General features: G+C 69.7%; 12 protein-coding genes and 6 pseudogenes. 9 read left to right on the forward strand and 9 right to left on the reverse strand.

Features of this window, described 5'->3' with window-relative positions; all coding sequences use genetic code 11:
• Positions 1–799 precede the first annotated feature (799 nt).
• Positions 800–1,135, reverse strand: a complete 336-nt coding sequence (locus PV343_RS12280; protein WP_319146882.1) for a hypothetical protein — start codon at positions 1,133–1,135, stop codon at positions 800–802.
• A 128-nt stretch (positions 1,136–1,263) separates the two neighbouring features.
• Between PV343_RS12280 and PV343_RS12285 the strand changes: the two are divergent.
• The 4 genes and pseudogenes from PV343_RS12285 to PV343_RS12300 all read left to right on the forward strand — a co-directional run.
• Positions 1,264–1,698 (forward strand): annotated as a pseudogene (locus PV343_RS12285) (Tn3 family transposase); the annotation flags it as partial.
• Between the two features lie 179 nt (positions 1,699–1,877).
• A complete protein-coding gene (fxsT, locus tag PV343_RS12290; RefSeq protein WP_319146883.1) occupies positions 1,878–4,316 on the forward strand; it encodes an FxSxx-COOH system tetratricopeptide repeat protein in 2,439 nt (812 codons plus the stop codon).
• A 147-nt stretch (positions 4,317–4,463) separates the two neighbouring features.
• Positions 4,464–4,613 carry a hypothetical protein gene (locus tag PV343_RS12295; protein ID WP_319146884.1) on the forward strand — a complete coding sequence of 50 codons (150 nt, stop codon included), beginning with the start codon at positions 4,464–4,466 and terminating at the stop codon, positions 4,611–4,613.
• Positions 4,614–4,918: 305 nt separating this feature from the next.
• Positions 4,919–5,455 (forward strand): GNAT family N-acetyltransferase, encoded by a 537-nt coding sequence (locus PV343_RS12300; RefSeq protein WP_319146909.1) that lies wholly within the window; start codon positions 4,919–4,921, stop codon positions 5,453–5,455.
• Here PV343_RS12300 and PV343_RS12305 read toward each other — a convergent pair.
• Positions 5,439–6,117 (reverse strand): annotated as a pseudogene (locus PV343_RS12305) (IS5 family transposase). The gene PV343_RS12300 and the pseudogene PV343_RS12305 overlap by 17 nt on opposite strands.
• Before the next feature lie 199 nt (positions 6,118–6,316).
• Here PV343_RS12305 and PV343_RS12310 point away from each other — a divergent pair.
• Positions 6,317–7,078 (forward strand): class I SAM-dependent methyltransferase, encoded by a 762-nt coding sequence (locus PV343_RS12310; protein WP_319146885.1) that lies wholly within the window; start codon positions 6,317–6,319, stop codon positions 7,076–7,078.
• 94 nt (positions 7,079–7,172) lie between these two features.
• Here PV343_RS12310 and PV343_RS12315 read toward each other — a convergent pair whose 3' ends face one another.
• Entirely contained in the window at positions 7,173–7,451 is a 279-nt protein-coding gene (locus PV343_RS12315) for a hypothetical protein (RefSeq protein ID WP_319146886.1), read from the reverse strand.
• Between the two features lie 91 nt (positions 7,452–7,542).
• Between PV343_RS12315 and tpg the strand changes: the two are divergent.
• A pseudogene (gene tpg / locus PV343_RS12320) lies at positions 7,543–7,914 on the forward strand (telomere-protecting terminal protein Tpg); the annotation flags it as partial.
• A gap of 1,767 nt (positions 7,915–9,681) precedes the next feature.
• On the opposite strand, the gene PV343_RS12325 reads toward tpg, so the two are convergent.
• A complete protein-coding gene (locus PV343_RS12325; RefSeq protein ID WP_319146887.1) occupies positions 9,682–10,923 on the reverse strand; it encodes an FG-GAP-like repeat-containing protein in 1,242 nt (413 codons plus the stop codon).
• Positions 10,924–11,821: 898 nt separating this feature from the next.
• Here PV343_RS12325 and PV343_RS12330 point away from each other — a divergent pair.
• Positions 11,822–13,288: a helix-turn-helix transcriptional regulator gene (locus tag PV343_RS12330; protein ID WP_319146888.1), complete on the forward strand. Its 1,467-nt coding sequence runs from the start codon at positions 11,822–11,824 to the stop codon at positions 13,286–13,288.
• 100 nt (positions 13,289–13,388) lie between these two features.
• Positions 13,389–14,161, forward strand: a pseudogene (locus PV343_RS12335) (SOS response-associated peptidase).
• A gap of 152 nt (positions 14,162–14,313) precedes the next feature.
• On the opposite strand, the gene PV343_RS12340 reads toward PV343_RS12335, so the two are convergent.
• Both PV343_RS12340 and PV343_RS12345 read right to left on the reverse strand, forming a co-directional pair.
• Positions 14,314–14,646, reverse strand: a complete 333-nt coding sequence (locus PV343_RS12340; protein ID WP_319146889.1) for a hypothetical protein — start codon at positions 14,644–14,646, stop codon at positions 14,314–14,316.
• Positions 14,647–15,681: 1,035 nt separating this feature from the next.
• Positions 15,682–16,281, reverse strand: coding sequence for a hypothetical protein (locus PV343_RS12345; protein ID WP_319146890.1), 600 nt, complete (start codon positions 16,279–16,281; stop codon positions 15,682–15,684).
• Here PV343_RS12345 and PV343_RS12350 point away from each other — a divergent pair.
• Positions 16,247–16,654 (forward strand): annotated as a pseudogene (locus tag PV343_RS12350) (putative PEP-binding protein); the annotation flags it as partial. The gene PV343_RS12345 and the pseudogene PV343_RS12350 overlap by 35 nt on opposite strands.
• A 55-nt stretch (positions 16,655–16,709) precedes the next feature.
• Here PV343_RS12350 and PV343_RS12355 read toward each other — a convergent pair.
• The 3 genes and pseudogenes from PV343_RS12355 to PV343_RS12365 form a co-directional block, all read right to left on the reverse strand.
• Positions 16,710–17,498, reverse strand: coding sequence for a peptidoglycan-binding protein (locus tag PV343_RS12355; RefSeq protein ID WP_319146891.1), 789 nt, complete (start codon positions 17,496–17,498; stop codon positions 16,710–16,712).
• Positions 17,495–17,656, reverse strand: coding sequence for a hypothetical protein (locus PV343_RS12360; protein ID WP_319146892.1), 162 nt, complete (start codon positions 17,654–17,656; stop codon positions 17,495–17,497). Before PV343_RS12360 ends, PV343_RS12355 begins: the two co-directional genes overlap by 4 nt.
• Positions 17,657–17,774: 118 nt before the next feature.
• Positions 17,775–17,914, reverse strand: a pseudogene (locus tag PV343_RS12365) (N-acetylmuramoyl-L-alanine amidase); the annotation flags it as partial.

The raw sequence follows: 17,914 nt of genomic DNA on the forward strand, positions 1-17,914 counted from the left end.
GTTCAGTAGCGTCACGGAAAGTGTGCAGTCGGACACCCCCGCGAGTAGCCCAGCACGCGGCGCGACGCCATAGAGGCCCTGACCGCTGGCGTAGAAGCATGCGCACCGTGCCGTCCAGACCTCGAACTCCCAGATCGGACGAAGAACGCATCGCGAGTGGGGCAGTACGCCATCCTGAGTGCTATGCAAAGCATCGAGACGGTTCAGCGTCGGCTTGCGGCTCGGGAAGCGTCGCTGGCCAAAGCCCGAGAGCGGCTGGCACACAGCAGGCCAGGGACCCCGGCCCACCGACGTGCCGGTTTGGACGTTGAACAGTTGGAGCGCGCGGTGCGCAGCCGGCAGGCTCACTTGGCTGAGCTCACCGCTGCAGCGGACGGTTAACTGAGCGTAAGGACAGAGGGCACAGACACGCCCTCAGCGCTCAGACTTCGGTGAGAGGGCTCAACCTTCGCTGCGACAGGCCAGCGAGCAGCTTCAGTGTCGCCTGACCGCCGAAAGTGGGGCAGGACACGATCTTCGCCGACCAAAAAATCTTGCAGCGGGAAGCAGCAGGATGAGGCTCTCAGTCGATTCTGGTACGTGAAAGCGCTTCAACCGCTCGTCACCAGCTTGCCGGAGCGTGTCGTAGCTAACCCGGCCGCGTGGCTGGTGCTGTGTGTGTTGGTCGCTCTCAAGGCCATTCAACGGCGAGTGACTCTGGCCCAGTTGGACGCTGCGACACAAACCACCGGCAATGCGTACGCCTGCCTCACAACGCTGGCCGGCGGGCTGTTCCTGCGGCGAGCACTATTGGCGTGCCTCACACGCCGCCGTTGCGCAGGACGGCGAAGGCTTCGTGCAGGAGGTGGGCGAAGTCCTCGACTGAGGGCGGTGGCCCGGTCGGTGCGTCGTCGCGGGTGGTGAAGGCGATCAGGGCGCTGCGTACGCCGGCGACCGAGGCGCGGGCCAGGACGGAGGCGTACAGGGCGCGGGTATTGGCCGATTCGTCCGGTGACCGGCGTGCGAGGCGGTCGGTGAGTGCTTCGGAGATGCCGTCCTCGAAGTCGGCGAGCACGCTGGTGCGTCGTGCGCCGGTGGACAGGGCGCGGGGCGGTGCGCCGACGAAGAGGATGCCAAGGCCACCGAGCAGCAGCACCACCAGACGGTCAAGTACGCCACCGCCCTGCGCCTGGGCACCGCTGAGGCCGAGCAGGTGCTGCGGCGCTTCACTCGGGCGGCCCCAAGCACCCCACCCACTCCGCGCTCGAAGAACTCGGCCGCGCCGTACGCACGACCTTCGCGTGCGACTACCTCGCCAGCCCCGGCCAGCGCCGCGAGATCCACAGCGGGCTCCAGGTCGTGGAGAACTGGAACAGCGCGAACACCGTCCTGCACTACGGCAAGGACGGCGCCCTGACCGGCCCGGACAAGGAACACGCCGGGACCTCGATGCTCGCGCTGCGCCTACTCCAGTCCGCCCTGGTGCACGTCAACACCCTGCTGTTGCAGCAGGTCCTCGCCGAACCGGCCTGGGCGAAGAAGCTGTCCGACGAGGACCGGCGAGGACTGACTTCGCTGTTCTGGTCGAACGTCAACCCGTACGGCACCTTCCGCCTCGACATGGACAAGCGGCTCGACCTGCTGCCTGCCCTGGTGCCCGGGCCGCGCCGGGCGGCGGATGATGGCGTTCAAGCAGCAGGCTCGGCATCTGGCCGCTGAACCAGAGCAACACCGCCGCCCGCGTCGTGACCACCCGCAACCTTCCATGGACGTGATCCAGGCGGGAGCATCCTGGTATCGGTGGACGGGGGTGGCAGGCCATGGGGCGTAGACGAGGTGCGTGGGCCGGGTCGGCGGTAGCGGGAGCAGCCGCAGTGGTGGCGGCTGTGCTGGGGCCGGTGACCAACTACGCCAGTGCGGCGGTGCCTGGCTGGGCGGCGCAGGCGTGGGTGATCTGGCCGGTGTTCGCCGTGCTGGTGGCGGTCAGCATCGGGCTGTTGCTGTGGGGCCGACATCTGGATGCCGCAGCAAGGCCCCCGGCGCGGCTGGCACCGGTGAGCCGACTGGCCCGGGGCCAGCAGGCTTCGCTACGCCCCCCGTATGTTCAGCGCGTGCGGGGGCGTGAGGGCGAACTCGCCGTGCTGGCAGGCATGCTTCGGCGGCCACAAGGCCGGTTCGCGGTGCTGTGCGCGGTCGGCGGGATGGGCAAGACAACGGTGGCCGCGCAACTGGCCACCCAGGCCGAGGCGGCGGGCTGGCGAGTGTTTTGGGTGCGCTGGCGCGACGGTGCCGAGCTGGCGCAGCAGATGGTGCAGGCGGCGCTGGCCTGCGGCCTTCCAGAGGCAGAGCTGGAGGCCGCGCGAGCGGGGCAGGCGAGCCTGCCGGATGTCGTCTGGCGACAATTGGGCCGGGTGCGGCAGTGGCTGCTGGTGGTGGACAACGCCGACGAGCCGCACGAGATCGGCCCGGCAGGGGAGCCGGTGGCCGACTATCGCGGCTGGATCCGTCCTTACGGCCGGGGCCTGCTGGTGGTGACCAGCCGGGATGGCAGCGAGCAGACCTGGGGTCCGTGCGCACAGCTGCTGCCACTGGAGCCGCTGCCGGTGCGGCCTGCGGGGCAGGTCCTGCTGGACGCTGCTCCCGCAGCCGGCACCGCCGAGCAGGCCCGGGAGCTGGCGGCGCGACTGGGCGGGCTGCCACTGGCGTTGCACGCGGCCGGCACCTATTTGGCCGGACCCACCAGCCGCTACCGCACCTTTGCCGCCTACCGCCAGGCCCTGGAACAGGAACTGCGGTTCTTGTTGGGAGCGGCGCACCCGAATGCCTCCCATCCGCAGGTCGCCCGCGCCGTGGTGCGGCACACCTGGGAAATTTCCTTGGATCAGCTCGCCGGGGAGGGCAACGCTTTGGCCCGCCCTGTGTTGCGACTGCTGGCCCTGCTGGCTCAGGCCCCCGTCCCCCTGTCCCTGATCACCCCGGACCTGCTATCCGTCGTCACCGGACACGACGTCACCGCGGTGGCCCTGGAGGCCGCGTTCGCCGGCCTGCACCGCTACGGTCTCCTCGGCCTGCCCCACTCTCCCGGCAGCACCGGCCCGGCGTCGGGCAGCAGCGAGGGGGCGCAGACGGTGCTGCATCCCCTGATCCGAGAGATCAACGCTGTCGCCCTCACGGCCGAGACCTCCGATCTCGCCGTGTGGCACCAGGCCCTTGCCGAGCGGCTGACCACGGCCGTGCACGAGGCCAACCAGCGCGGGCGCGCTGGTTGGCCTGCAGCCGTGCTCCTCGCCCCCCACCTGCCGCTGCTGCTCGACTATGCGGACCCGCGCACTGCCACACACCACCGCACCACTCTCAACGACCTGGCGCAGGTGCTGCAGAAGGCTGGCGCTTTCGGTGCGGCGCGCCTGCTGCATGAACGGGTCCTCGACGTCGAGACCCGCATGCTGGGCCCCGAGCACCCCGATACCTTGACCAGCCGCAACAACCTGGGCAATGCCTTGTTCGGAATGGGAGAGCCGGCCGAGGCAATACGCCTGCTCAGGCAGACCCTGGAGGACCGCACCCGAATCCTGGGCCCCGTGCACCCCGATACCTTGACCAGCCGCAATGACCTCGCATGCGCTTTGGACGGGACGGGTGAGCATGCCGAGGCGGTAGGTCTGCTGCGGCAGACCCTCAACGACCGTACCCGTGTCCTGGGCCCCGAGCATCCGCATACCCTGGCCAGCCGGGACAGCCTCGGTCTCGCGCTGGACGGGATGGGCGAGCACGCACAAGCAGTGCGCATGCACCGGAGCACCCTTGACGACCGCATCCGTGTCCTGGGCCCGGAGCACCACCTCACCCTGCTCAGCCGCCACAACCTCGCCAGCGCCCTGACCAGGGCGGGTGAGCAGACGGAAGCGATACAGCTGCTGCGGCAGGCGCTCAACGACCACACCCGCATTCTGGGCGACGAGCATCCGCACACGCTGGCCAGCCGTGACAGCCTCGGTCTCGCGCTGCACGGGATGGGCGAGCACGCACAAGCAGTGCGCCTGCTCCGCCAGACCCTGGAGGACCGCACCCGCATCCTGAGCGCCGAGCACCCGGATACCCTTGCCAGTCGCCACAACCTTGCTCTCGCTTTAACCAGTGCAGGTGAGCAGGCCGAGGCGGTAGACCTACTGCGCCGAACACTCGATGACCGCGTCCGCATCCTGGGCGACGAGCACACGCATACCTTGAGCACCCGCAACGCGCTGGAGACAGCGCTGGCCATGTCCACCCAACGGCCCCAGAGCCGGTGGTGGCACTGGCTGCGGCGCAGGAACGTCGCAGCCGGTGGCGGTTGAGGAGGCCCTGTACATGGCTGACGCCTCTGCCGGTGCTGGCGGAGATCCGTCCCGCAGGAGATAATCCGGTTCGCTGACACGATCAATGGCCTTCTTGCCGAGCAGGCGCTGCACGGTGGCGCATGAGACGCCAGCGATCAGCCCGACGTGGTGGATGTCGTAATCCCGAAGGGCGGAAGCGTGACGCCGGCCGATGCCGTGCAGCGCTTCCACGGGGAGTGGACGGAGCCAGTCGGCGACCTGGTAGGGGCCAATGCCGACGCGGACGTCGACGCCGAGACGGGAGACCTGCCCTGAGCACCTTTTCCAGGCAGGCCGGGTCGGTACCGTGGTAGCGCAGAGCTCCTTTGAGTTCGACCAGCGCGCAGGTCGGCGGCAGGGCCTGGACCGGGGTAGGACCTGCCTCTCGTGCCCGTCACTGAGCTACGACGCCTCGGACAGGTCATCAGAACGGGCCCACATCCTCGTCAGTGAGGGCGACGCGGCGCGCGCTCGGCAGGCTTCTACGGCTCCGCATCAACCTCGACTACTAGGGCGTGTACCGAAAGTGCCTGGCGAGGACGACGGAGAGCCTATTTGTGATCAAGAATTATTGGATGCTCATGCTTAAGACTCCCCGTTTGATCCTGCGTCGCTGGCGCGAGGAAGACGTTGCGCCCATGGCTGGCGTCAATGCCGACCCCGAGGTCATGCGGTGGATCCGTGACGGCGGCGTCCTTGACGAACAGCAGACTCGCGGCCGGGTCCAGGCATGGGAGAGCGAGTGGGAGTCACAGGGCTTCGGTCTGTTCGCCGTGGAGATCCGGTCCACTGGCGAGCTGGCCGGATTCACCGGCCTTTCGGTGCCCAACTACTTGCCAGAGGTACTGCCGGCGGTTGAGGTCGGCTGGCGGCTGGGACGCTCCCACTGGGGGCATGGCTTGGCCACCGAGGCCGCTGCGGCCGCTGTACGGTTCGGGTTCGAAGAGCGAGGGCTGGAGCGGATCGTCAGCATCACTCAAGTGGGCAACGACGCGTCCGAACGGATCATGACCAAACTGGGGATGCATCCCGTCCGTGAGACCGTCAATCCCATCGGCGGTCGGCGAGTGCGGGTGTTCGAGTTGTCGTCGGACCAGTACTTCACACCCACTCGTTGATGGCCGCTATGAGGACGGTCGCCTCGTAGCGGACCGCGAGTTTGTCGAAGCGGGTGGCCACTGCTCGGTGCCTTTTGAGTCGGTTGATTCCACACTCGACCGCATGCCGAGCCTTGTAGTTTTCGGCGTCGAATCTGGGCGGCCGGCCACCGAGAGCGCCCAGTTTCTTGCGGTTGCGTGCCTGGTCGGCTTTGTCCGGGATGGTGCAACGGATACCGCGTCGGCGTAGGTAGGCGCGGTTCCTGCGGGAGGCGTACGCCTTGTCAGCCCTCCCGCGATCGGGACGGACACGAGGCCGGCCCGGCCCGATGCGGGGCACGCGGACCTTCTCCAGCGCTGGTTCGAACTGCGGCGAGTCCCCGTGCTGTCCAGCGGTGATCACAACGGACATGGGCTTTTGCCCCTGCTCAACGGCCAGGTGCAGCTTGGTGGTGAACCCGCCGCGCGAACGTCCCAGCCCGTGATCAGAGGGCTCGGTGAATAGGCCGCCGGGTGTACTCAACGGGGACGTCCCGCCATGGGGCACCGGTACGGACCCGGAACCGTATGCCGTCGATGAGCTGCCGCCGGGACCAGATGGGCGGCCGTCCTGCCTTCCTCCCCTTCGGTAACAAAGGCTCCAGCACCGCCCACTGTTCGTCCGTGAGATCTCCTAGTGCCATGAACCGTGATCATTAACCGTTCAAGATCCACTTTCGATACACGGCCTAGTGCCGTGTCAGAGAGCGTTTGCCCTGCCACTCTGTCAGGTGGGTCTAGCTCCAGGGTGCATGGCGGCGGGGCAGGGAAGAGGTTTCCTGACGCGGCGCTACCGTCATGAGGGTGACAGGAATCAATGCTGACCGGCGATGGTCCGAATCCATGCCGGTGGCCTATGAGCAGTACCTCGTGCCGGTGGTCTTCCGGCCCTTCGCCGAGGACCTGACTGCCCGGGCGGCGGCACTCCACCCTCGGCGAATCCTCGAACTCGCTGCGGGAACTGGCGTGTTGACAGCGGACCTGCTCGCAGTGGCACCCTCGGCCGAGGTGACGGCCACCGACCTGAACGAGGCCATGGTCGCATTCGGGTCGACCCGGGCCCCTGGCGCGGTGTGGCGGCAGGCCGACGCGCAGCGGCTGCCGTTCCTGGACGGAGGCTTCGACCTAGTGGTCTGCCAGTTCGGCGTGATGTTCTTTCCCGACCGCATCGGAGCCTTTAGCGAGGTCCGCCGGGTGCTGGCCCCGGGCGGCCGGTTCCTGTTCAACACCTGGGGCCCGCTCGGGACGCACGCCTTCGAAGTCGCGCTGCAGGCCGGGCTGGAGCGGGCCTTTCCGGTCGACCCACCACGGTTCTTCCAGACGGTTCCGCACGGCTATGCCGACCCCGCTGTCGTGGCCGCTGATCTGGCGGCCGCCGGGTTCGCTGTCGAGGACGAGCAGGAGCTGACGCTTCAGGGCCGGGCCGCGTCGACCGCCGACCTTGCCACCGGGTACCTCACCGGGACACCGTTGCGCGCGGCCGTCGAAGAGCGCGGCGACGGACCGGACGTCCGGGCCACCATCATCGAAGAGATGACGGCCCGTCTGGGCCCGGGGCCGGCCACCGCCCCGATGACGGCGTACGTCTTCCGTGCCGCGGCCTGAACGCAGGACGCGCCCGCGCAGAGGATGGGCGTGAGTCGACCTCGACGGGGCTCGTCGCACGGACCCTGGTGCTCATCTCCGTCCGAGCATGTACTCAGAAGGGGACGGGCAGTCCAGCCTCGCGCAGCCGCAGCAGGGCCGTGCCCATGCACTCGCCAGCCGAGGCCCCGTCCGCTCGCAAACCCGTGGCCAACGGGCCGCCGCTGGCGGCGAAGGTCCACGCCGGCCGGCCTTGTCGAAGGCGTTCAGCATCGACCCGGATCATGGCGTCCACACCCTGCTCTCCGAGCCACTCCAGGATGAGCAGCGCCGCGTCCTCCACACCGCCGTATGCGGCATCGCCGGTCGGCCACCGCCCCTTTGCCCTGGTCATGGGCGCAAGCCTACCCAGCCGGCCGCCGGGTCCAGCCGAAGTCCTGCGGCCCCCGGAAGAACACACCGAGCGGGTGAGTTGACCACCGTTAAAGCCCCGCCCGGAACTCGCCGACCGCCTGGAGCATGAGGTCAGCACACGCTGGCAGCCGCAGATCAGGGCCAAGGCGAAGCAGGCCGCGGCCACCACCGGCGGCATCGTGATCGACGCCCAGGCCCGGTTCGGCTACACCGCCGCCCCCGGCAGCACCGACGACGCCCGCACACGCCACCTCACCCTGGCCCTGCCCCCCGATCTCGCCGCACGCCTCTTCCACGCCCGGGAAGCCGGCCTCACCGAGGACCAGCTCCGGCAGATCGCGGCGGAGGCGCTGGGTGAGGTGCACTTCCGCGACAAGGGTCGCCGCGCCCACGGCCTCGAAGTCGAACTCACCGACCTGATCGACCTCGACTTCGATCTGTAGCCGGTCAGGGCCTTACCAGCGTGTGTCCCACCCGGGCCTGCGCGATCATCGGAGTCATGGAGTTACGACGATGCGTCAGGTGCGAACTGATCATTGGGCAGGGGTGCGACTGTCCCGCGGACAGAAGCAGTCCTCAAGAGGCAGACGGGGCGACTGCCGCCCCGCGCGCTCCTCGGAATCCCGTCCTTGAAAAGATCCTGGTCTCGCCCCGGGGTTATGCCCATATCCCGGGTGCGTGCGTCCACTACGTGGAGTCGCCCGGAGACTCGGGATGGGGATGGCTGCCCAGTCCGGCCTCGGGACAGTGGGCAGCGATCAGCGAACGTCAGCCGATGCAGGCCACGGCAGGCAACACCGCCCTGGCCGCCAGGAGACGCTGCCCGGACTGCGAGCACTTCCTCGGCCGGCCTTGACGGCGCAGACCGCGACAGGCTCGCCGAAGGCGGCACGGACGACACCGCCGTCGCCGTCGTCATGCTCGGCCGCGACGGCGCTCACCGGGAGTGGGCTGGGTCATCCAGAGCGCGGGGTCGGGCGGGTTGTCCATGGTCGTCTTCCGGTCGAGTGTGGCTGCTCCCCGCTCGGCGCGGCGGACGCCGTGTGAGCCTGGCGGTAGGGCCTGTCGTCGTGGTCCAGCCCAGCGGCGCGACCCCTGGTGCGGGCGGACCGGCTGGCGGGCTGGAGCACCGGGTGGGCAGCGGCAGATGCCTCCGGAGCGCGCAATTTGGGCTGGCCTTGGCCCTTCGTTGTCACGAGCGCGGGACTCGTATGAGTGACGTATCCGGTGTTGGCCCAGGTCGGGCTGCTGCGGGCTGCTCTGATGCTCACCGGCCCGCCGCCTGGCGGGCCGTCTCATGACCGTATAGGCCTCCTCGTACGGCCAACGAACGGAGCCCTACCCGTGAGCCGTGTTTCGAGGAGCAGGAACGCCCTGGCTGCTGCCGCTGCTGCCGCCTTCCTGTCCGTCGGTGCCACCGCCGCCCCGGCCCAGGCTGCGACCGGCACCATCACCTGGCTGACCCCGTCCAATCAGTCGGCCGGGATGCCCGACGCCCCCGACGGCCTCTGCACGCCGGTCGAGCTGCACTCCTCCAACCTGCGCAACAACACCAACGGGTACGTCGCGGCGTTCGGGGCGAGTTCACGAGCTTCCGGGTTGGGGGCTGACCTGATGCGGGGGCGGGGTTGTGCCGGCCCGCCGCCGGTAGAGCCCCGCAACCTCACGCTCCCCCTCCTCGACGCGGTCAGCCCCCAGAGGGCGCAACGACCGCGTCGAGGAGGCGGCGCAGCGGGTGACCGGGGTGGCCTGCCGCGGTCGGCAGTGAGCCGGGGGCCCCGCGCCTGGACGCGGCGCCCTCCGGCGGTCACCAGCCGTTGTGCGAGGGGAACTTGGCGCTCGGTACGTAGTGGCCAGGAAGGCTCGCGTCCCGGTCATGCCCGCGCCCGCGAGCAGCGGGGTCGACGCGTCTGGTCAGCGACCGGCGCCCCGTGATCGTGTCGCGGACGGCAACGGCTAAGGCGATCAAGGTCTTCATGGACAACTCCCCCGTGAGCTGTGAGCGATCTTCCTGGCTGCAGGATCACCCCACCCCGAACCCGCCGTACCCAGCGGCTTTGAGCCATCCTGCGCGCGCGGACCGGCCTCTGTTGAAAGCGGCGTCCCCGCGCCAACGGCCCCGGGTCTGTTCCGGCCGGCGTGAGGCGCCAAGTCCGCCGCGGTGAGAAGCGCACTGGCTGCGAGGGCGGCGGCCCGCCCGCCGCACTGTCTCACCGGAGGGCGAAGTGGTCTGTGGTGAAGGAGGTCTGGTCTCGGCGGCGGGTGCCGTCGGTGATCCACCAGTGGTCGGGGTGTTCCCCGTACAAGCCGAACAGCAGGCCCGGTGCCCAGGCCAGGACGAGTTCGTCGTGGCCGTCGCCGTTGAAGTCTCCTGCGCCGACGGGGCGGGCGTGCAGCCACTTGGCGGGTGTGTGCCGGCTGCCGACGGTCGCGGGGCCCTGGCGCAGCACGTTCGTTCGACGGTCGCCTTCGATGAGGGTGGCGCCCTGGTAGGTGGCGACCAGGATGGCGTCGCGGCCGTCGCCGTCGGGGTCGGCGGCGGTGAATCCGCCGGGGCTGTAGCCGGTGTCCAGGCCCTTGGGGGTGTTCGGGAGCCGGCGGACGACGGGAGGCGTGCCGGAGCCGGGGTAGACCGTCAAAGAGCCTTCGACGTCCGCCGGTTCTGCGCCGGGTCCGTCCTCGTCGTTACGGCTGTGATCGTCCCCCACGGCGATGTCACGCGCGCCGTCGCCGTCGAAGTCACCGAAGACATGGGCGTTGCCCTGGCGCAGCGCGGTGCCCGGGGAGGCGAGCCCGGTGCCGTGATGGGCGACGAGGAGTGTGTTGCCGGACTGTTCGCCGTCGTTGGTGTCGTGGACCAGCAGGGAGGTGGCGCGCGGCTTCCCGGACGGATCGATCGCGTCCGGGAAGAGGGTGCCGCTCAGCCAGGGCAGGCGGCTGTCGGTCCGGGCCGGGGTACCGGAACGGTCGAACGGGCCGTAGAGCACCATCAAGCACGACTTGTCCGCTGCGGGGCCGACGAGGTCGTGGTGCCCGTCGCCGTCGAAGTCGCCGCGAGCCCACTGCGAGACCCCCATGCGCGCCACCCCCTTCGGCATCCGCAGCACGGTCGCTTCGGCACCTGGCGTCGGCCCGGTGGGGCTGCCCCAGGAGACATACGTGATGGCCCGCGCCGCGGGGAAGCCCTTGGTCTTGACGACGGGCCCGTTGCGGACGGTGAGGAAGTCCGGGAAATTGTCCCCGTCGAGGTCGGCGGTGATCACCGCTGCGGCGGCGAGGGCATCCTTGCCGCGGTGCGCCGCGTCGGGCTCGGGCAGGCCCAGGTCGGCGCGCGACCAGACGCTGCGCACGGCGGGGTCGAGGCCGTGGGCGGAGCCGAAAACGACGCCGACACGTTCCTCGCCTGCGGGGTTCGCCTTCCGGTCGAATCCGCCGACGGTGACCGGGACCATCAGGTCACGGTATCCGTCGCCGTTGATGTCGTCCGGGTCCTTCGAGCCCTCGCCGGGTCGCGGGGCCCGACGTGCGGGTGGTGTGGCCGGGGGCTCCAGGGCGGTTGTCGCCTGAGGTGCACCCAAGGACGAGCGACCGGCGGGTGAGTCGCCGTGTCCAAGAAGGGTGAAGGAGGCGAGCACGACACAGGCAGCACCGGCCGCGAACACGGACGACCACAAGCGGGACTTCATCTCCCCGCCCCTGCAAGGCTGTGGGCCCGGGCGGCGGCCCCGGAGAGGGTGAGCGCCGTCAAGGTGCCCGCGCTGGCGGCCGCGGTCGTAGGGATGTGCATGTGTCTCCCGCGCGATCAGCCGGATCTTCGTCCGGGTGTGCTCAAAGACATGCCAGGCGGACGATTGGTTGTAGGGCGGCGGAGCTCTCTCCTGCGGGGGCCTGTCCCGCCACGCCTGTGGACAGCACCGGGGCGCCGGCGACCACAGCGGGCCGATACACATGGCCTGGACGGCCGCACCGGGCAGAGGGCAGAAGGGGTGCTGCTCACGCCAGGAGCGGCACAACGCGGTGAACTCCTGCTGACGCGCGGCCCATAAGGTCCACAGGGCGCTGCAGGCGTTGCTGTAGGCCCGCCGCCCGGGCGGGACACCCTCGTGCCCCGCACCCCAGCAGCCCGCCGCCTGGCAGCCCGAGCCCGCCACGCCCCACGCCTACGCCGCGGGCCCGCACCCCGGGAGTACGGGAGTGCGGGGCCGTGCGCATCAGCCGTCACGGCAGCGCGGCGCAACGCCAAACGCCCCTCCAGCCACGGTGGAACCATCCCAGCCCGTCCGACGTGCAGGTGTATGGATCGCATGGACCGCCTGGGATACGGGGACACACGGCAGGACGGGGGAAACGGTGTCGACCGGGGACGACGTCGAGCAGTTCGCGGCGCTACTGCGCCGGCTGAAGGACCGCACGGACCGGAGCTACGGCTCGCTGGCCCGGCGCCTCAACATGAACACCTCCACGCTGCACCGCTACTGCGCGGGCGACGCGGTCCCCCAGGACTACACCCCAGTGGAGCGCATGGCCGCCTTCTGCGGGGCAAGCCCGGAGGAACGCCTCGACCTGCACCGCCTGTGGCTGCTCGCCCTGACGGCACGACAGCGGCCGAGGGCGGGTGAGGAGGCGGCGGAGCCGACAGCGGCCGAAGGGGCACTGAAGCCGACAGGGGACGAGCGGGCTTCGGGTCCGGCCGGCGGGACGGCGGGGCGTGCGGGTGGCGGCGCGCGCGATGTGGGGGGCGGCGCCGACGGCATCGGTGGTAACGGGGGCTGCACGAGCGGTTCGCCACCGCGACTCGATGCGGGAGCGGCCGACGCTGCGCTGCCTCCCGGCGCTCCCGGACCGGGCAGTCTCGAGTCGACGGCCAAGTGGGATCCGGTCCGTTCAACTGGACGGTCCTGGTACCGCCGTCGCCTCACTGTCGTCGGCACGGCCACGGCGACCGTACTGCTGGCGACGCTGGGCAGTATGTCGGCGCTGTCGGCCGACCGGTCTCACGACACCTCCGCCAAGGCCCCCGGTCAGTTCCGTACGGCAGGAGCCGGTACGTCACGCCACCCCTCGGCCTCTGCGGCCAGCCCCTCCCGCAGCCGTTCCGCGGCCTCGGCCTTGCCCTCCACAGGAGTACGGGCTTCAGGGAGCCCCGCGTCGAAGGGCGGACCGTCGGCGGAGACGAAGAACGATGCCCCCATTCCGCTCGCCTGGACCGCCGACTCGCAGATCTGGGACGGCGGTTGCGGGCACGACTACGTCATCCGGAAGGACCCGGCCCAGGTGCCCCCGCCTCCAGTACAACAGGACGCCGGAGTGTGGGCAGCGACGCAGCAGGCGGTACCCGGGCAGCAGACGATGGTGCAGATCTCGGTGCAGGGGAAGTCGTCCACGGCCGTGGTCCTCACGGCGCTGCGGGTCCGCGTCGTCAGCCGCGGCACCCCGGTCACCGGCACCGCGTACGCCATGGGCCAGGGCTGCGGCAGTGATCTGCCGCCCCGCAACTTCTCCGTGAACCTGGACGTCGACCGCCCGATCGCCCACGCGCGCCCCGGCAACGACAGCGGAAAGCTCGTGCCCGCAGTGCAGTTCCCCTACCGCGTCTCCGCCGAGAACCCAGAGGTGCTGCAGCTCACCGCGACGACCGACGCGTACGACTGCGACTGGTACCTGGAACTCGACTGGTCCTCCCAAGGCCGCACCGGCACAGTCCGCATCGACGACCACGGCCGCCCGTTCCGCACCAGCGGCATCAAGGGACTGCCCCACTACTGGTACGGCACGAACGACCACGGTGTGCGTCAGTGGGTACCCACGAACTCGTGAGACCTCAGAGCTCTCTCGATCTGCCAGTGGGCGAAGACGACGTGGACTGCCTCACAGCCCGGTACCTCGTCGAGCGATGGGGCGGTGAGACAGTGGTCGCATGTGCGGCCGATACGTCTCCCACCCGGCGCCCGCATGACCTGGCGCAGTTGTTCCACGCCGAAGAGTGGCCGGCCACCGATGCGCTCGCACCGAACTGGAACGTCGCCCCGACCGACGACGTCTGGGCGGTCCTGGAGCGCGCCCCGCGCGACGACGACGGGGCAGCGCCCGCGCGGGAGTTGCGTCCGTTGCGCTGGGGTCTGGTGCCGTCCTGGGCGAAGGAGGCGAAAATCGGCGCCCGGATGATCAACGCCCCGGGTCGAGAGAGTGCACGAGAAACCGGCCTTCCGCCGCGCGTTCGTCAAACGCCGCTGCCTGCTTCCCGCGGACGGCTTCTACGAGTGGCAGCCCGGCACGGACCCGACCACCGGCAAGGCGCGCAAGCAGCCGTACCCCGAGGACGACCAGGTGATGGCGCTCGCCGGCCTGTACGAGTACTGGCGCGACCCGGCCGTCACCCAGGACGACGACCCGGCCGCCTGGCTGATGACCTGCACCATCATCACCACCGAAGCCACCGACGCAGCCGGCCACGTCCACCCGCGCATGCCGCTGGCGCTCACCGAGGACCACTACGAGGACTGGCTCGACCCCACCCACCAGGACCCCGACCACCTACGCGCCCTCCTCAGCCAGCCCGCCGACGGCCACCTCGACGCGCGCCCCGTCTCCACGGCCGTCAACAACGGACCCCCACCTGCTCGACACGGTCAGCCTGTAGCTGCGGGACCGTGCGGCCAGTCGCCGTCCACGATGGCCGGGCCGCCGTGAGCGGGCCGCAATGATGCGGTTGTTGACCTCGGCCTTGCCCATCTCCAGCGAGCGCACGAGCGTCGGCCAGCGCCACGCCCAGGGTGAGCGCGCTCTGTCCCATAGCGGGCTTCACCACCGCATCGAGGTCCCGCAGGGTGGCCTTCGATTGGCTACGGGCGCGCGTCCTTGAGCTGCGTCTGCGTGAGCCGGACCGGTTGCCCGCCCGGTGTGTACAAGCGCTTGATGAAGATCTGGAACCCGAGTTCCCTGATCCTGACTTCAGCCTCATTGGTGTTGTGCGGTTCGGCGCCAAGGGCGGCGCGCACCAACGAGATCACCGGGATGAGACGGCCACCGATGTCGGCGACGACCCAGACGTCATTGGGGGCGTAGGCGGTGTAGTCGGGTTCCGTGCGGGATGCCTCCATGACGGCGGCGCGTGTCAGGGTGGCGGTCCCGCCCGTCTTCGTCCTGACGGTGGTGGTGCTGGCTGCCACATTCATGGCTCGGGCCTTCCGGGTTGACGCTGTACGCGAGCGGCCCGAGCTTGCGATCCGCGAACCGACGCCGGTCAGGCGCACTTACAGAGCGCCGGGCCCGGCACGCAGGGAACATTATGACCGGGCCGCTGAAGGTAGCGGTCCAGGAGGCCGGCTGATGGAGGCATGATCGCGGTTGTGTCACGCGACGACGTGCGGCGGCCTCGGGTCCCCCGCCGAGTGCCGCGACGCACTCCCCTGCCGCCCGTACGGTACGCACCCACTGCGCCGCGCTCGCCTCCAGGGCCCGGAGCCCGCACCGGATCGCCCGGCCGAGGAGCGGCTCACGCACGTCGTCGCCCCAGACAACGGGATCTCCTGGACGGCAACGATCTGTCGGGACCTGCTCACCGGCAGCGTGTACGAGCCCGGGACTACGCGATCGACGAGCAGACCGCCATCAAGGTGGCCGGCGGCACCGTGGAAGTGATTTCGAAGGCCGCTGGAAGGCGTTCTGAGGGGCGAGGAGCCGTGGGCAAGCGGCCCCGCAGCCAGGAGGAACAGGGTTGCTCCGGGAGCGGGGTTGTGCCGGCCCGCCGCCGGTGGAGCCCCGCAACCTCAGACCTCCCCAATGCCGAGGCGGCCCGCTGGATGGCGGGCGAGCGGCGCCACCGCACCTCAAGCGCATGCTTCGCGTACCGATCACGTGCATGAGGCGTACCTACGGCCGTCAGGCACTCGCGTGATCTTCCACGACCGGCGACCAGAGGGGCCTCGACGCCTCCGGGCGGTCAGGCTGGGCGTAGGCCCGGCTGATGCGCTTCCGCGGAGGAGTGGTGGGCCTGGCGAACCTGCTCCGCAGCGGGATCGGTGCGGGGCGCGGGGCGCGGTGGCCTTGGAGCGTTCACGGGACTGCGCTTGCAGCGCTGCGCGGGCGTGCTCCACGTCATCATGGGATACAGGCCGTGCTCCACGTCATCATGGGATACAGGCGGACGGCCGAAGGACACCGCGCCGCTCCGATAGGCGGCTTCCACGCTCTGAAGTTTCCCCGCGCTCTCACCGATCGCCCGAGAGGCCTGGGCGTAGGCGTCGATACCGATCACCGCGAAGGGGAAGGTGGACGGGTGGCGCTGCCTCGCCGCGGCTGTCGGCGTCGAAACGGTCCCTCAGTCGTTGGAACCGACGTTCGGCGATGGCGGTGGTGAGGAGGCGGGCCCAGGAGGGGTCGTGATCCATGTAGCCCTGGGTCCAACGGTTGGCCAGCGCTCGGGTGACCGCATGCTTGAGCTGCATTCCGACGGCGATTTCGGCCATGGTCCGGCGGAACATGTGCGGGGTGATCTTGCTGGGAGGGATCTCGGCAAGCCCGGTGACGCTCCGGTGACGGTTGACGTGCTTGATGAAGCACCTGATGGCGGTCTGGCTGGTGAAGCCATTGCCGTGGAAGCGCGGGGTGACCGCCGCGAAGGCGAGGGTGTCGCTCGTCGACAGGTGTATGGCAGTTTCGATGGCCTGGGTAACTGCGAGGTCGGGATCGAGCTTGCGTTTGACCGACTTCACTGCCGGGGCGCCGAAGTACTCGGTCAGGGCATCTTTGGTGATCTCGCAGATCTCGCAGTCGCTCTCCCGCGACGACGTGGAGGCGAGCTTCTTCACGGCCTACCTGGAGAAGGGAATCTTCGGCGTCAGCCCGTTCGAGACGATCGACAAGGACGGCGTCGGCTCCCTGGTGAAGGCGGCCGCCCAGGCCGGCCGCGCCACCCGCCCCGACCTCAAGGCGTCTGCGGCGAGCACGGCGGCGACCCGGAGTCGGTCCACTTCTTCCACGAGGCCGGCCTGGACTACGTCTCCTGCTCCCCGTTCCGCATCCCGGTCGCCCGCCTCGAGGCGGGCCGGGCAGCGGCCACCGCTGACCGCACCGGCCCCGGAGCCGTCGTCGGTCCCCGACCCTCAAGACCGATCGACGGCGGCTCCGGCGCACCGCGAAGGGGGGGCACCCTGTGCGGGGGTGCCGCCTCTCCGTGCATGAACTCTGACCCGGTGCCCCCCGGACTGCTGCTCGATGCAACCATCAGCGAGGACGGTCAGACGTTGGTGACCTGCAGCTTGTCCCAGCTGATCTTGCCGGGGATGCCGTCGGCATCGTCACCTGCGAGGCCGAGCTTCCGCTGCCAGGCGGCGTAGGACTTCACATCGCCCGGGCCCCAGACGTCGGTGTTGGCGCTCGACTGGTACCGGTTGCAGCCTTCGGCGACGAGCCGACGGTGCATCGCGGCGAGGATCGGCGATTTCCGACCGCTCTGAAAGAACGACACACCCGGGAACGGCTCGGTGTGCGCCCCGGGGGCAGGGTGTGGATCCTTGAAGTGTTCGTACGCCTCCTGAGCCGCCGCGAGGACCTTGTCGTAGATCTTGTCCATGTACGGGCCGGCGCAGGCGGTCGAGGACCAGTGGTGGTGGTAGAAGAGGTTGTTCCTGCCGGGGCGTTCGCCGATCACCTTGGCGAAGTGCCAGCCGGCGAGACGTGCGGCGTTCTTCCAGGTGGCCTCGGTGATCGTCCAGCCGGGCGCGAGCGTTTCGTTCGCCATTTCGATGCTGATGGTGCTCTGGTTGCCGGCCGTGTCGCCGACGGCCCAGGCGTACTCGTTCACCTTGACGTACTGAGCGACGGCACCGGCGGCGTCCACGTCGAAGTGGGCCGAAGCCGGACGCGTCTTCCAGACGTCGAGCACACCCTGGTGCGAAAGCCGGGCGCCGTTGTGGTGCAGCGTGACCGACGTCTTCCTGTAGGACTTGTGGGTGACGTGGCCCGTCGCGTTGAGCTCGTCGATGAGGTTCGAGACGGCACGGTCGTAAGCGATGGTGGCGGTCACTTGGAGTCCTCCGCGTCGTTCTCGACGTCGTCCTCGGCGAAGGCGACGAAGTCGCTCTCCGGAAGGCCGTCGAGGTCGTCGGTTCCGGGTCCATCGCCGGTGTCGGTCTTCTCTAGGGCCGCCTTCACGTCCTCCTCGTCGAAGTTCTTCTCGGGCATGACGCGGTCCTTTCAGTTCCACGGATTCACGTCGCCGGTTCACGTTCGACGAGCGGCCGGGGAGGACTTCTCGCGTCGCCGCTTCTCCCCCGCTTCTGCGGCGCCATGGCCTCGGCCCCTAGACGTTGGGGACCTGCAGCTTGTCCCAGCTGGTCTTGGCGGGGATGCCGTTGGCATCGTCACCTGCGAGGCCGAGCTTTCGCTGAAAGGCGGCGTAGGACTTCACATCGCCCGGGCCCCAGACGTCGGTGTTGGCGC

The sequence above is a fragment of the Streptomyces sp. WI03-4A genome (assembly GCF_033792105.1).
In the GTDB taxonomy this organism is placed as follows: Bacteria; Actinomycetota; Actinomycetes; order Streptomycetales; family Streptomycetaceae; genus Streptomyces; species Streptomyces collinus_A.